The following is a 12,873-nucleotide window of genomic DNA, read 5'->3' as shown; positions in this document are numbered from 1 at the left end:
TCGAGGGGATAAGTGATCTCGGTCAGGAAAGGTTCTTGACCGCGGTCTCGACCTTGGCGCGGACCGAATCGGGCAGCGGCGCGTAGCCCAGTTCCGTCAGGGTCGACTGGCCGTCGGTGCTCGCCGCGTACCCCAGGAAGCCCTTGACCAGCGGGAGCTTGTCCGCCGCCAGCCCTTTGCCGCAGACGATCTCGTACGTCACCAGGACGATCGGGTACGCCCCGGCCTCCTTGGTGCTGTAGTCGACCGACATCTTGAGGTCGTCGCCCTCGCCGGTGACCGTGGCGCCGGCGATGGTCTTACCGGCCGACTCGGGGGTCAGCTCGACAAACTCGCCCGCACCGTTGCCGACCTTGGCCGAGTTGAGACCAGAGTTGTCGGCGAAGGACATCTCGACGTAACCGATCGCGCCGTTGGCCTGCTTGACCGCGCTCGCGACGCCGTCGGAACCCTTGGCACCCGAGCCTCCGGGGGCCTTCCAGGCCTTCGACTTGCCGAAGGTCCAGTCCTTCTCGGCGGTCTTGGTCAGGAAGTTCGTGAAGTTGTCGGTCGTGCCCGACTCGTCGGAGCGGTGCACGGCCTGGATCGGGGTGGCCGGCAGTTTCGCGCTCGGGTTGTCGGCCTTGATCGCGGCGTCGTCCCACTTGGTGACCTTGCCGGCGAAGATCTGCGCGATCGTCGCGGGCTTGAGCTGCAGGTTGTCCACGCCGGGGACGTTGTAGACGACCGCGATCGGGCCGATCACCATCGGCAGGTGGATCGCCTTGCCGCCGACGCACTTCGCGTCGGCCTTCGGCTGCTCGTCGTCCTTGAGGGCGGAGTCCGAGCCGGCGAAGTCGGCGGTGCCGGCGATGAACGCCTGGATGCCGGCGCCCGAGCCGCTGGGCTCGTAGTTGATGGTCACGCCGGAGCACTGCTGCTGGTAGGCCTTGATCCACTCAGCCATGGCGTTCTTCTGCGCGGAGGACCCCTGCGCGTTGAGGGTGCCGGTGGCGCAGTTGGCGGCGGCTGACCCGGAAGCGGAGCTGGAAGTCCCGCTGGGCGCATTGTTGTCCGAGCCGCACGCACTGAGCGCGACGACCGCGGTCAGGGCGATGCCGGCAAGGATGCCGTGCCGCTGGAGCTTCACCTGAGGGTTTCCCTTCACATAAGCGGAGCGCCGGGGTCGAGGCCCCGGGAGCCGGCCAGTGACCAGCTACTACGCAAGTTAGAAGGGTGAGGTAGCCGGTTCGCCGGTCAGAAGTGAACGGGGGATGAACAGGTGAGACCACTCAGGTGGCGGCGGGCCCAGGGCGAGTTGTCCGTTCGGTGAACTGCGGGGCGGGAGGAGTATTTGTCCGTATCATCCGCGTGTCGAATGCGCCCCTTCGTCACGCTGATGCCGGCAGTCAGCCCCGTCGGTAATTGACGTCGACGGCCCAGCGGGCGAAGCCCAACCGCGTGTACAGCGCGACCGCGGCGGCGTTCGACTCGTCGACGTAGAGCATGGCCTGCCCGATCCCGCGGCCGTGCAGGTGACGCAGCCCGGCGATCGTCAGCGCGGTGCCCAACCCGAGGCCGTGCGCGTCCGGGTCGACCCCCAGCACGTAGACCTCGCCGATCGGTTCCCCCTGGTCGTGGTGCACCTTCGTCCAGTGGAAGCCGAGCAGCCGCCCCGTCGAGCCGTCGACGGCGAGCAGGAAACCGGCCGGATCGAACCACGGCTCGGCCATCCGCACGCGCAGGTCGTCCACGGTCCACCGGCCCTGCTCCGGGTGGGTCGCGAAGGCCCGGGCGTTCACCTCGAGCCAGGCCGCGTCGTCCGCGCCGGATCGGAACGCGCGTAGCGAGACGTCGCCGGAAAGTCGTGGCTCGGGCAGCGGGGCGAGGAGCGAGCGGCGCATCTGCAACAGCACCCGGGCCCGCTCGAAGCCCAGGTCCAACGCCAGCGCCCCGGCGGCCGGATGGTCGCCGTGCGCCCAGACCCGAAGTCGCCCGGTGGCGTCCGTGCGGGCCGCGGCGGCCATCGCCGCCGTGACGAGCTGCCGCCCGAGACCGCGCCGACGGCGCAGCGGATGCACCAGCAGCTCCGCCCAGGGCCCCTCGACCTCATCCGCGAGATCGACGTGGGCGTACCCCACGAGCGCGCCGTCCGGATCGCGCAGCATCAGATGCACCGCCGGCGACCCGCCGTCGCGCCCGATGTGGAGCAGGACGGGCTCGGAGAGCGGGTCGCTGCCGTCGGCGTCACCAGCCGTCCGGGCCAGCGCCAGCACGTCGCGCACATCGGACGGGCGGAGCCGGTCGGTGCGTTCGACGGCGGGAAGGGCCGGAGATCCTGCGCTGGTCACCCCGTCACGTTATCCCGTGATCATCGGTGGCGCGGTGGGCACGGTCTTATGAAACACGCCCTAGTTGTGCTGCTGCGGGGAATCCGTGCCGGGGGGTAGCGCGCCGAGCTGGAAACGCTGGGTGAGGTCGGGGAGGATCACGTGCAGAGCCGTGACGGTCTCGGTCCGGACGCCGCCGCCGTCGTGCATCAGCACGATGGATCCCGAGGCCGTTTCCGTCGTCACCAGCGCCGCGATGTTCGCCGCGACCGGCTTTTCCCAGTCCCGTGGATCGACCGCCCAGTCCAGCGACGTCATCCCGAGATTGTGGGCCTCGGCCACCACGGCGGCGGTCCAGTTACCGCCGGGCTGCCGGTAGTAGGAGACGGGGAAGCCGGGCGCCGCCGCCCGGATCGCGGCGGAGGTGCGGGCGAGGTCGGTCTGGATCTCGGTTTGCGAGCGCGACCCGAGAGTCAGATCGTGACTCCACGAGTGGTTGCAGAGCGTGTGCCCCTCCGCCGCGATCTGCCGCACCAGGCTCGGATAGGCCTGCGCGTTCGCGCCGATCATGCAGAACGTCGCCTTGATCTGGTAGCGCCGGAGCAGTGCCAGCATTTGCGGGGTGTAGCGGGGGTCCGGTCCGTCGTCGAAGGTGAGGGCGACGGTCGGTCCGCCGGTGGTCCGCCGCGATCCGAACGGCCCGTCCGTGCCCGGGCCGAGCGGCAGTTTCCCGGCCCCTGGCGGGCGGGCGCGATCCGGTTGGGTTCCCGGTGCGCGCGGAATTCCGGGCGGCACGGCGGCGGCCTGCGAGGGGAATGACCAGGCGAGCGGATGTTTGCGGGAATTGGAGACGCTGCCCGATTTCCACGTGTAGGCGCTGGCCATGATGGTGATCGCGGCGAGGACGGCAATCATCAGAATGCGAGCGTTGTGCGCGGAAGTCATGTCACGAATCCCGGCTCGACGCGGAACTGCCCGATGTGCAATTCGTGCGGGTTATCGATACTGCGGCCAACTGCTGGTTCGGGTGCACGCCGACAAGGTTAAAGACGATTAATTTCGCGAAACGGGCGTTTCATGTTATTAGCCAAAAAAGCGAGTTGACTCGCCGACGTTGCGAAGCGCCGCCCGGCGTGTCCCGGGCGGCGCTTCGACGGGCATCGGTCAGACCGGGAGGGCCGCCGGCTCCGCGTCGGGAAGTGGCCGGCTCGGCGGGACCACGAACTTGTAGCCGACCTGCCGGACCGTTCCGATCATGGACTCGTATTCGGAGCCCAGCTTCGCCCGGAGGCGACGTACATGCACGTCCACGGTGCGCGTGCCGCCGAAGTAGTCGTAGCCCCACACCTCGCGCAGCAACTGATCGCGGGTGAAGACCCGACCCGGGTGCTGCGCCAGGAACTTGAGCAGCTCGAACTCCTTGTAGGTGAGGTCGAGCGGACGCCCCTTCAGCTTCGCCGCGTACGTGTCCGGGTCGATCGTCAGCTCGCCGCCGCGGATCAGGCCACCCGCGCCCGCGCCGGCGCTGTTGAGCCGTCCGACGGCCAACCGCAGCCGGGCCTCGACCTCGGCCGGGCCGCCGCTCGCGAGGATCACGTCGTCCACGCCCCAGTCGGCGTTGAGCGCGATCAGCCCGGCCTCCGTGACGATCGCGAGGAGCGGGACGCCCAGCCCGGTGGCGTGCAGCATCCGGCACGTGGCGCGCGCCTCGGAGAGCTCCGAGCGGGCGTCGACCAGGACGACATCGGGGCTCGGCCCGGAGACGAGGGTGCGCACGTCCCGCGGCGCGGTCCGCACCGAGTGCGGGAGCAGGTCAAGGGCGGGCAACACGGCAGAGGGTTCCCCAGGGCGCGCCGTCACCAGCAGCAGGATCTCCACACATCACCTCCGTCCTCGCGACGCGACGGTGCCGCGCTGCGACCGGCGGTAGCTCGGCGGTCAGCCGGACTACCGCGGGGAATGCGTCATCCCGGCTTCGCTGGCGGGCGGTAAGGCCCCCAGCTTATCGGATCTCCGGTCCATCGCGTCCTGGTGCTGCCCGTTCGGGGCCGATGACCGCCGATAACGGCGGGCCGCACGGAGATCGACCGCTCCGCGGCAGGCGCGGAGCGGGGCTGGTCTGGCACGATCGGTCCCGTGTTTCCATCCACGTCTCCCGAAACCGGTCGCGATCCGTGGGCCGACGGCGCCCGTCCGGGGCAGCCCCGTCCGCCCCGCGGTGTCGCGCCGCACGGCCGCTCCGTCGTGCCCACTCAGGACGGCGGCCCCGCGCCCGACCCGGCGTACGAGCCCGACGGGGGTGCGGAGCCCGGGCGGCGGCGGGAGCGCGGCGGTGGCCGGGCCACCCGACGTGGCCGGGATCGGGGGCCGGAGGCGACCGCCGGTGGCGAGGCCGAGGATGCGGGGCGGGACGACGAGGTCGAGCCAACACCCGTCCGTCGGCCGCTCTCCGTGGCGATCGCCGGCTTCGCGGGCCTGCTCAGCATCGGTTTGATCTTCGGCGCGCAGACGGCCGGCCCGGGCGCGGCCCGGGTCCCGTTCGCCGTGGTGGTCTTCGGGGTACAGGTGCTCTTCGTCCTCGCCTGGACGATGGCGATCCGTCCGCCGGCCCTTCCCGTCGTGGCGGGGGTCAGCATCCTGGTCGCCGGCGCGGCGGACATGGCCGCGGTTATGCCGCAGGTCGCCGCGCTGGCGCCATTGGGCTACGTGGCGGCGGCCGGTTTCGTGGCGGGGGTGATCGGCCAGCTCGTCCGTCCGCATGACCGGGCACGCGTCACCGACTCGCTCGGCTCGACCCTGCTGATCATGGTGGGGGTGGTCTCCTTCGGCACGCTCATCGTGCTGAGCCGCATCCCCGTCGGCACCCAGGCGATCTTCGTGTCGCTCGCCGCCACCGGCGTCGCGCTGGTCGTCGCCCGGCTGGCCGATGCCGTGATGCCGTGGCCGCGACTCGCGCCGCAGGTGGCACGTGGTGCGGCCGGTGTCGTGCTCGGCGCGATGGTCGGCACGCTGACCAGCGCGATCATCGGGATCTACCTGGTGGGCTTCACTCCCACCAGCGGCGCGGTCGTGGGGCTGGTCGCGGCCGGGACGGCCGTCCTGGCCGACCTCGCCGTCGGGTACGCCGAGGCGGGGCGCCAGATGGCCGGGGAGCCCCCCACGATGTGGGTGGCCCGACACATGCAGGGCCCGCTCGGCGGCTTCGCGTTGGCGGCCCCGGTCGCGTACGCGATCAGTGTGTTGTTCCTCAACTGAGTGACGGAGCGCCAAACGGGGTAGACAGGCGCTGGACGGATAGCGGTCGGTCGATCACGACCGCGACGGGCACTTTCGAGGAGGCGGCGTGGCAGAGAGTTATCCGGCGTACGAGGACCGGCCGCGCCGCCGGTGGGGACGCCGGCTTCTCGTCACCGCGATCGTTCTTCTGGTGGTGCTCGGCGGGCTGCTCGTCGTCGCCGACCGGGTCGCCGCCAACTTCGCGGAGCGCAAGGTCGCCGACCAGGTACGGCAGGAGGTGGCGAAGCAGCAACTGCAGTCGTCGCCCCCGCAGGTGACCGTCGGCGGTTTCCCGTTCCTGACCCAGGTCGTCGACGGTCGTTACGAGTCGATCGGCATCGTGTTGCGCGACCTGCACGGCGAGGTGTCGGGCAACAGCGTGCGGCTGCCGCGCCTCGATGTGGACGCGCGCGACGTCACCGCGTCCCTGGACACGCTGCGCAGCGGCCAGGGCGACGTGACCGCGCGGAACGTGGACGGAAAGGCGACCATCTCCTACGACAGCGTCGCCGAACTGATCGAGCAGCCGGGCGTGAAGCTCGGCGAGAAGAACGGCAAGTTGACGGTGACCGCGCCGCTGCAGATCCTCGGTCAGCAGTTCACCGTGAACGGCACGGCCGACCTCACCGTGAAGGACGGTCGGGTGCAGGTCCGGTTCAGCGACCTGGCGGCCGACGGCCTGCCGCAGGTCCCCGCCGCGCAGGCGCTGGTCAGCGCGTACGCGCAGCAGATTTCGATCGCCGTGCCGCTGCCGAAGCTGCCGTTCCGCCTCGATCTGCGGGAGGTGCGCGCGACGCCCGACGGGCTGTCCGTCACCGCCACCGCGAAGGACGTGCCGATCAACGCCGTCGCCTGATCCGGGCGACGTCCCGGATCGTGGTCAGCCCTGAGGCGGTCCGTGTCCTGGCTGGTAAGCTCGCCTCCATGGGGACGTTCCTCACCAAACGGCGCGCGGTCGACCTGTGCCGCGTGGCCACCTGCCTGTGTCGCCCCGTCATCTGACGGCGGGGTTGCTTTCGCAGGTCTCGTGCCGGCTTCGGCCTTCCGGCCGGCGACGACGGACCCACTAACCCTTTCCGCCCGGCAGCGGCGCCGTCGCACGTACCCGTGATCCGTCCTATTGGGTCCCCGCGCGTGGTGCGACCACCTGATCATCCGCGCGCAGGCTCACCACCTTCCACTCTTCCCGACCGCTCCTGGGGCGGGAAGCATCAACCAGGGAGTGATCAGATGAGTCGCGACACCGCACTCGTTTCGGCCGACTGGGCCGAGAAGAACATCGACGCCCCGGGCGTGGTCTTCGTCGAGGTCGACGAGGACACCAGCGCCTACGACAGCGCCCACATCCAGGGCGCCGTCAAGCTGAACTGGAGCACCGACCTGCGTGACCCCGTCCGGCGGGACATCGTCAACAAGTCCCAGTTCGAGGCGCTCCTCTCCGAGCGGGGCATCAGTAACGACGACGTGGTGGTGCTCTACGGCGGCAACAACAACTGGTTCGCCGCCTACGCCTACTGGTACTTCAAGCTCTACGGGCACCGCGAGGTCAAGCTGATCGACGGCGGCCGTAAGAAGTGGGAGCTCGACGGGCGGCCGCTGGTCTCCGACGTCGTCTCGCGCCCGGCCACCCAGTACGTCGCCCAGGAGCCCGACCTGTCCATCCGGGCGTTCCGCGACGAGGTCGTGGACGCGATCGGCAACAAGGGCCTGCTCGACGTGCGTTCCCCCGATGAGTTCGCGGGGCGGCTGCTCGCTCCGGCGCACCTGCCGCAGGAGGCGGCGCAGCGCGGCGGCCACGTGCCCACCGCGGTCAACGTGCCCTGGTCGAAGGCCGCCAACGAGGACGGCACCTTCAAGTCCGACGACGAGCTGCGCGCGCTCTACACCGACGCGGGTCTGGACTTCAGCAAGGACCTCATCGCCTACTGCCGCATCGGCGAGCGCTCCTCGCACTCCTGGTTCGTCCTCAAGGAGCTGCTCGGCAAGCAGAACGTGAAGAACTACGACGGCTCGTGGGCCGAGTACGGCTCCCTCATCGGCGTGCCGGTCGCGCTCGGTGACGAGCCCGGAGAGGCGTGACGATGGCTGCTCTCATCGACTCCGGTTGTGCGGCGCCTGATCAGGCGGCTCCGCTGCCGGCCAGCGTCGACCTTGAGCGCGAAACCGTGATCACCGGGCTCGTCCGCGACTCCGCCGGTGAGGTCGTGGCCGGGGCGTACGTCCGGCTTCTCGACGCCACCGGCGAGTTCACCGCCGAGGTGGTCACCTCGCCGGCCGGTCAGTTCCGGTTCTTCGCGGCCCCCGGCACCTGGACGCTGCGCGCCCTGTCCCGCCACGGCAACGGCGACGCGTCGGTGACGGCCGGTCGTGGGGTCAACGAGGTCGGCGTCAGCGTCGGCTGATCCTCTCGATCCATCAGATCGCCGCCCGGGCCACGGCCCGGGCGGCGATCTGTTTTACCGGCTCGGCCGCCGCCGTTGAATCGGACGGCGGGAGGCTTGTATTGCCGACCGCGTGTTCTCTGCTGATGGCAATTCGCGTGCTTCCTCATCGCTGTTCAGACAGCTATGTTCCACCGATAATTGGCGAACCGTGTCTCCGTGGCTTTCCGGGCACATGATGAATAACGTTCGCGGTCGGTGACGCCGGCTATCCGGTAACTGAACTCCACGCCGTGACGGCATTGGCCGCCGGATCCGTTCCGGTCCGACGGCCAATGCGTGGCGGGAACGTCCGTGCCTACATTCCGCCCGCCCGGCGATCGCAGGACGAGACCGGGGCGAGGGTGAAGTCGAAGGTCGAGACGAGTCCGGCCGAGATCTGCACCCGTTGGGTCTGCGGAACCCATCCGTCCTTCGCGACGATCACCTCGTAGCGCCCCTTCGGCACCCAGTACCCGTAGGTGCCCTGACCGCGCGCGGTGAGGGTGTAGCCGACCCCGGAGTTGTTGAGCGAGTTGACCCGCACCGTGGCGCGGACGGGGAGGGACTCGCCGCCGCAGGTCCGACCCGTCACCGTCCCCTGGATCTTGCCCCACGAACCGGGCGGCGAGACGTTCATCTCGACGCCGACCGAGGGGACCGGATACGGGGTGTCCGACGCCAGGCCCAGCGATGCCGTGTACGCGCCCGGCTGCGCGACCCCGGCCTCGGCCGAGGCCGTCATCGAGACGGTCACCTTCTGGGAGGCCCCCGGCGACAGCGTGAAGGTGGTGGGCGTGGTGCCCAGCCACGGGACGTCCCCGGTCTGGTCGCAGAGCTCCAGCCCGCCGAGTCGTTCCGACTCGACCGAGCCGACGAACGACGAGGGAGATCCGCCGATCTTGTACGCGCCGCAGGCGCCGGCGCCGCGGTACCGGGCGAACGCGGCGTTCGGCAGGTCGAGCCACGCGCCCGCCGCCGGGTCGTACGCGATGGTCCGGTTGCTGACGGCGCTGGATCCGCCGGTGACCCCGCCCGAGATCAGCAACAGGCCGCCGGCGGCGGCATGCTGTGCCCCCCAGATGTCCAGCGGGAGATCCGGCAGCGGGCTCCACCCATCGGACGCGGGATCGTAGGAGAACGCATCCGTGTATTCCGTGGCGCCCGTGCCGCCGGCGCAGTAGATCCTGCCGCCGATCCCGCCGCAGGAGATCCAGGACGCGACGTGCGGGTAGGGCGTCCCGGTGCTGAACGTGCCGGTCGAGGGATCGAAGATCACCAGGTCGGCGGAGTCCGCGCAGGCGCTGTCGACGCAGCCGCCGATCAGATAGATCTTGCCGCCGACGACGGCCGAGCCGGCCGCCGCACGCGGCTCGGGATTGGTCGCGCCCGGGACGGTGCTCCAGGCGCCCGTCGCGGGGTCGAAGACGTCCACTGTGGCAACCGGGTCCTCGTCGCCCCAACCGCCGAAGACGTAGAGCTTGCCGCCCATCGCCGCGGCCGACGGCTTCGCCCGACCGGTCGGCAGGCCCGGCAACGCGCTCCACGAATCGGCCTCGGGGTCGAAGACCCAGGCCTTACGGCCATTGCCGCTGCCGCCGCCACCGACGGAGTAGACCTTCCCGCCCAGGCTCGCCGCGGCGTTGTCGTAGATCGCCTCCGGGAGGTTGGTGATCCGGGACCACTCCGTGTCCGGCGCCTTCGGCGCCGCTGCCGCCGGGCTGCCGCGGCCCGCGCCGTACGCGATGCCGGTGCGTGCCTTGCTGATGCCCTTCATCCGATGCTCGACCAGGGGCGCGCCGGCTCGCGAGAGGAGTTGCAGGCCTCCCGGCCGTTCGAGCAGTTCGACGGTGGCCGGAGCGCTGCCGGTGTTGGTCACGGTCACCGTGCCGCGGCGGGTGCTGCCGTACGGCTGGTGTGACTCGATCGACGTCGGCCCGACCGTCAGCCGGCCCGCGGCGAGCACGAACTCGGCGGAGCGGGCGGCATCGGCGACGACGGTGACGTTCGTCGTGACCGATTGGTACGGCGGCTTCGTAGCGGTGAAGGCGTGCTCGCCGGTGAGCGAGGAGAAGAGCCAGTAGAAGCCGTCGCCGAGGTGGGGATCGTCCGGGGTGGGCGCGGTGATGCCACGCTCCGTCGGCCTGTCCACACTGGAGACGGCGACACCGTTGAGCGCGGTGCCCGTGTTCTTGTCGGTCGTGGTGCCGACCACCAGCCCGCCCGGTACCGGCGCGCAGTCGCGGTTGGCCAGCTGTACGTTGTCGAGCTGCCACCACCAGGCGAAGGTCCCCTTGAAACGGAACCGTACGCGCGCGTTCGCGGCGCCGGCCGCCGGCGCGAGCGGGATCTCCTCGACCACCGGACCGCGTCGGCTGGCGGTCTGGTGCCACACGTTCGTCCAGTTGGCGCCCCCGTCGGTGGAGACGTCGATGTCGGCGGTGTCACTCACGCCCACGGCCCGCCAGTCGCTGTTGAACCGCAGGTAGGGCGCGGTGGATCCCGAGAGGTCGAGGGACGGCGTGACGAGATCGGTGTCCTGCGTGTTGCCGCTGCCCAACGCGTCGCTGTCGACGATGGCGAAACCGCCGCTGCCGCCGGTCAGGTTGCCCCGCGTTCCCGGGTCGTCGAAGACCCAGCCGCCGCTCGGGGTCCGGTTCACCACCGACCACCCGGTCGGCGTACGCGGGTCGTCAAAGCTCTCGCTCAACACCGGCGGGCCGTAGCTGGCCGCGTAGCCGATGGCGGTGCAGGCCGGTTCGACCGGTACGGCGACGTCGACGGTCTTCGCGTCGCCGCCGACCGCCACGTCGGTGGTGACCGTGCGGTAGCCGGGGTAGCGGGCGGTGGTGGTGAACCGGTAGCTGGCGTTGCCGGGCACGGTGAGCGAATAGCGTCCGGTCGCCGGATCGGTGAAGACCGGCGCGCCGGGCCGACCGGTCACCTCGATACGCGCGTACAGCGGCCAGCCGTGGCCGGAACCGTCGGTGATCCGGCCGGTGACGGTGACCATCGGCGCGGCGGCGAGTGCGAAGTCGCGGGTTGTCGCGGCACCCTCGGTGACGGTCACCGTGGCGGTCTGCCCCACGTAGCCGTAGGCGGTGATGGAGAGCGGGTGTTCCCCGGCGGGGAGGGTGAGGGCGTAGCGACCGTCCGGGCCGGTCACGACAGTGCGGGTGCCGGTGCTGACGGTCACGCCGGCCAGCGGCGCGCCACCGTCGGCCACCGTCACCGTGCCGGTGACCCGCCCGACCGCGCCGCGCGGGGCGGCACTGACCGCCCCGAAGGCGTCGAGCCGTCCCTCGCCGAAGTTGTTGTTGTCGTCGGTCGTGCCGCCGCAACCGGTCGAGTCGGCGTCGACGGCGGTGTCGTCGAGGAGCGCCTCGGTGCCCGGCACGTCGCCGCGCAGGCTCGGCGCCGCCGACCACAGCAGCGCGACGGCGCCGGAGATGTGCGGCGTCGCCATGGAGGTGCCGTTGAAGGCGGCGTAGCCGCCGCCGGGCACGCTGGAGCGCACGTTGATCCCGGGGGCCGCGATGTTGGGCTTGATCGAGCCGTCGACTTTGGAGGCGCCGCGCCCGGAGAGGTTCGCGATCGCGTTGTTGACGTCGTAGGCGCCGACGGCGTATGCGGCGGGGTTGTCGCCGGGGGAGTTGGCGGTCCCGCAGCCGGGGCCGGCGTTGCCGACGGCGAAGGCGGGGAACATGCCGACCGCGCGCCAGGCGGCGACGGTCTGCTGGTACCAGAGGTCGTTCTGTCCGCCGCCCCACGAGTTGTTGATGATGTCGGCGTGCAGGTCGGGGCGGGGGTTGCCCCCGTTGAGGTCGGTCGGCGCCAGCATCCATTCCCCGGCCGCGAGCAGCGACGCGTCCGAGCAGGTGTCGGTCTCACAGCCCTTGGCCGCGATCCACCTGGCGGCCGGCGCGACGCCGATCTGGTTGTCGCCGTGGTCGTCGCCGACCATCGTGCCCATCGTGTGGGTGCCGTGATCGTTGTTGTCGCAGGGCGCGGGGTCCGCGCACACGTCGGCCGGGTCGAACCAGTTGTAGTTGTGGTCGAAGGCGCCGTTGCCGAGGTTGCCGCGGTACTGAGCGACGAGCGCCGGGTGCTCGTAGTCGACGCCGCTGTCGATGCTGCCGATCACGATGCCCTCGCCGCGTACGCCGAGTTCGGTCCAGACGCGGGGGGCGCCGATGTTGCTGAGGTTCCACTCGGCGGCGGTGGTGTGGGAGCCGCCGCCGGGGGTCGCCGGTCGCGGCGTGATCAGGGGGTAGGTGCGGGACGGTTCGATCCGCTCGACCTCGGCACGCGCCGCGATCGCGTCCACCAGGGCCCGGTCGCCCCGCACCCAGAGCGCGTTTGCGATCCAGAACGGCCGGTACGTCGCCTTGCGTGCGGTCAGCTCGGCGCGGAGTGTGCGTTGGCTGCGTTCGGCGGCGCCGCTGAGCTGGCGGTAGACCTCGGCCGCCCGTGCGTCGGAACCGGGGAGCCGGGCCGCCGACCCCAGCTGGCCCTTCTCCCGCAGGTAGACCATGAAGCCGGTGCTGGGTTTCGCGTCGAGCTCGGTCAGGAGCTGACTGCTGACGGCTGCCCGCGCTGGCGGCGGGGTCGCCGGAGCCGGTGCCGGTTGTGCGGTGACGCCGAGAACCACGGCGGCCGCGACGGCCAGCGCGTGCCGCAATCCGGGTCGTCCGCCGCCCCCTTTCCGAGCGTGTTGCGACATCGCCTGCTCCCCCCTTTTCACGGCTCCCGATCCGGCCGGACGCCGATCCCGCGGCTCCGGAGCTCCGGACCCGCGTGCGGCATGGGCGGCGATCGTGTACGCACGGTGCCCCCACGACGGCTTGGAGTCATGGTTTAGTGGCCAG

At 70.9% G+C, this 12,873-nt stretch carries 9 protein-coding genes and 1 pseudogene; 5 read left to right on the top strand and 5 right to left on the bottom strand.

Annotated features, from left to right (window positions below):
* Positions 1 to 22 precede the first annotated feature (22 nt).
* The 4 genes from pstS to AB0J06_RS01870 form a co-directional block, all read right to left on the bottom strand.
* On the bottom strand, positions 23 to 1,129 hold the full coding sequence (pstS, locus tag AB0J06_RS01885; protein ID WP_357423547.1) for a phosphate ABC transporter substrate-binding protein PstS: 1,107 nt from the start codon (positions 1,127 to 1,129) through the stop codon (positions 23 to 25).
* 259 nt (positions 1,130 to 1,388) lie between these two features.
* Entirely contained in the window at positions 1,389 to 2,330 is a 942-nt protein-coding gene (gene mshD, locus AB0J06_RS01880; RefSeq protein WP_357423545.1) for a mycothiol synthase, read from the bottom strand.
* 60 nt (positions 2,331 to 2,390) lie between these two features.
* Positions 2,391 to 3,254 carry a polysaccharide deacetylase family protein gene (locus tag AB0J06_RS01875; RefSeq protein WP_357423543.1) on the bottom strand — a complete coding sequence of 288 codons (864 nt, stop codon included), beginning with the start codon at positions 3,252 to 3,254 and terminating at the stop codon, positions 2,391 to 2,393.
* A 219-nt stretch (positions 3,255 to 3,473) separates the two neighbouring features.
* Positions 3,474 to 4,187 (bottom strand): response regulator transcription factor, encoded by a 714-nt coding sequence (locus AB0J06_RS01870; RefSeq protein WP_357423541.1) that lies wholly within the window; start codon positions 4,185 to 4,187, stop codon positions 3,474 to 3,476.
* Positions 4,188 to 4,445: 258 nt separating this feature from the next.
* Between AB0J06_RS01870 and AB0J06_RS01865 the strand changes: the two genes are divergently transcribed.
* The 5 genes and pseudogenes from AB0J06_RS01865 to AB0J06_RS01845 all read left to right on the top strand — a co-directional run bounded on the left by AB0J06_RS01865 (position 4,446) and on the right by AB0J06_RS01845 (position 7,987).
* On the top strand, positions 4,446 to 5,564 hold the full coding sequence (locus tag AB0J06_RS01865; RefSeq protein WP_357423539.1) for a hypothetical protein: 1,119 nt from the start codon (positions 4,446 to 4,448) through the stop codon (positions 5,562 to 5,564).
* 88 nt (positions 5,565 to 5,652) lie between these two features.
* Positions 5,653 to 6,441 (top strand): DUF2993 domain-containing protein, encoded by a 789-nt coding sequence (locus AB0J06_RS01860; protein WP_357423537.1) that lies wholly within the window; start codon positions 5,653 to 5,655, stop codon positions 6,439 to 6,441.
* 68 nt (positions 6,442 to 6,509) lie between these two features.
* A pseudogene (locus tag AB0J06_RS01855) lies at positions 6,510 to 6,587 on the top strand (Ms5788A family Cys-rich leader peptide); the annotation flags it as partial.
* A gap of 228 nt (positions 6,588 to 6,815) precedes the next feature.
* Entirely contained in the window at positions 6,816 to 7,664 is an 849-nt protein-coding gene (locus AB0J06_RS01850; RefSeq protein ID WP_357423535.1) for a sulfurtransferase, read from the top strand.
* 2 nt (positions 7,665 to 7,666) lie between these two features.
* On the top strand, positions 7,667 to 7,987 hold the full coding sequence (locus AB0J06_RS01845; protein ID WP_357423533.1) for a DUF1416 domain-containing protein: 321 nt from the start codon (positions 7,667 to 7,669) through the stop codon (positions 7,985 to 7,987).
* 337 nt (positions 7,988 to 8,324) lie between these two features.
* Here AB0J06_RS01845 and AB0J06_RS01840 read toward each other — a convergent pair whose 3' ends face one another.
* A complete protein-coding gene (locus AB0J06_RS01840; protein ID WP_357423531.1) occupies positions 8,325 to 12,728 on the bottom strand; it encodes a S8 family serine peptidase in 4,404 nt (1,467 codons plus the stop codon).
* Between the last annotated feature and the right edge of the window lie 145 nt (positions 12,729 to 12,873).

This window comes from Micromonospora sp. NPDC049679 (assembly GCF_040659735.1).
GTDB lineage: Bacteria > Actinomycetota > Actinomycetes > Mycobacteriales > Micromonosporaceae > Micromonospora_I.
The sequence above is the reverse complement of the archived record's forward strand: the minus strand, read 5'-3'. Positions and strand labels throughout refer to the sequence as shown.

Excerpts from the sequence above, each read along its gene's own strand:
- AB0J06_RS01875 (WP_357423543.1), bottom strand. The coding sequence starts at position 3,254 with ATGACTTCCGCGCACAACGCTCGCATTCTGATGATTGCCGTCCTCGCC.
- AB0J06_RS01850 (WP_357423535.1), top strand. The coding sequence starts at position 6,816 with ATGAGTCGCGACACCGCACTCGTTTCGGCCGACTGGGCCGAGAAGAAC.
- AB0J06_RS01845 (WP_357423533.1), top strand. The coding sequence starts at position 7,667 with ATGGCTGCTCTCATCGACTCCGGTTGTGCGGCGCCTGATCAGGCGGCT.
- AB0J06_RS01840 (WP_357423531.1), bottom strand. The coding sequence starts at position 12,728 with ATGTCGCAACACGCTCGGAAAGGGGGCGGCGGACGACCCGGATTGCGG.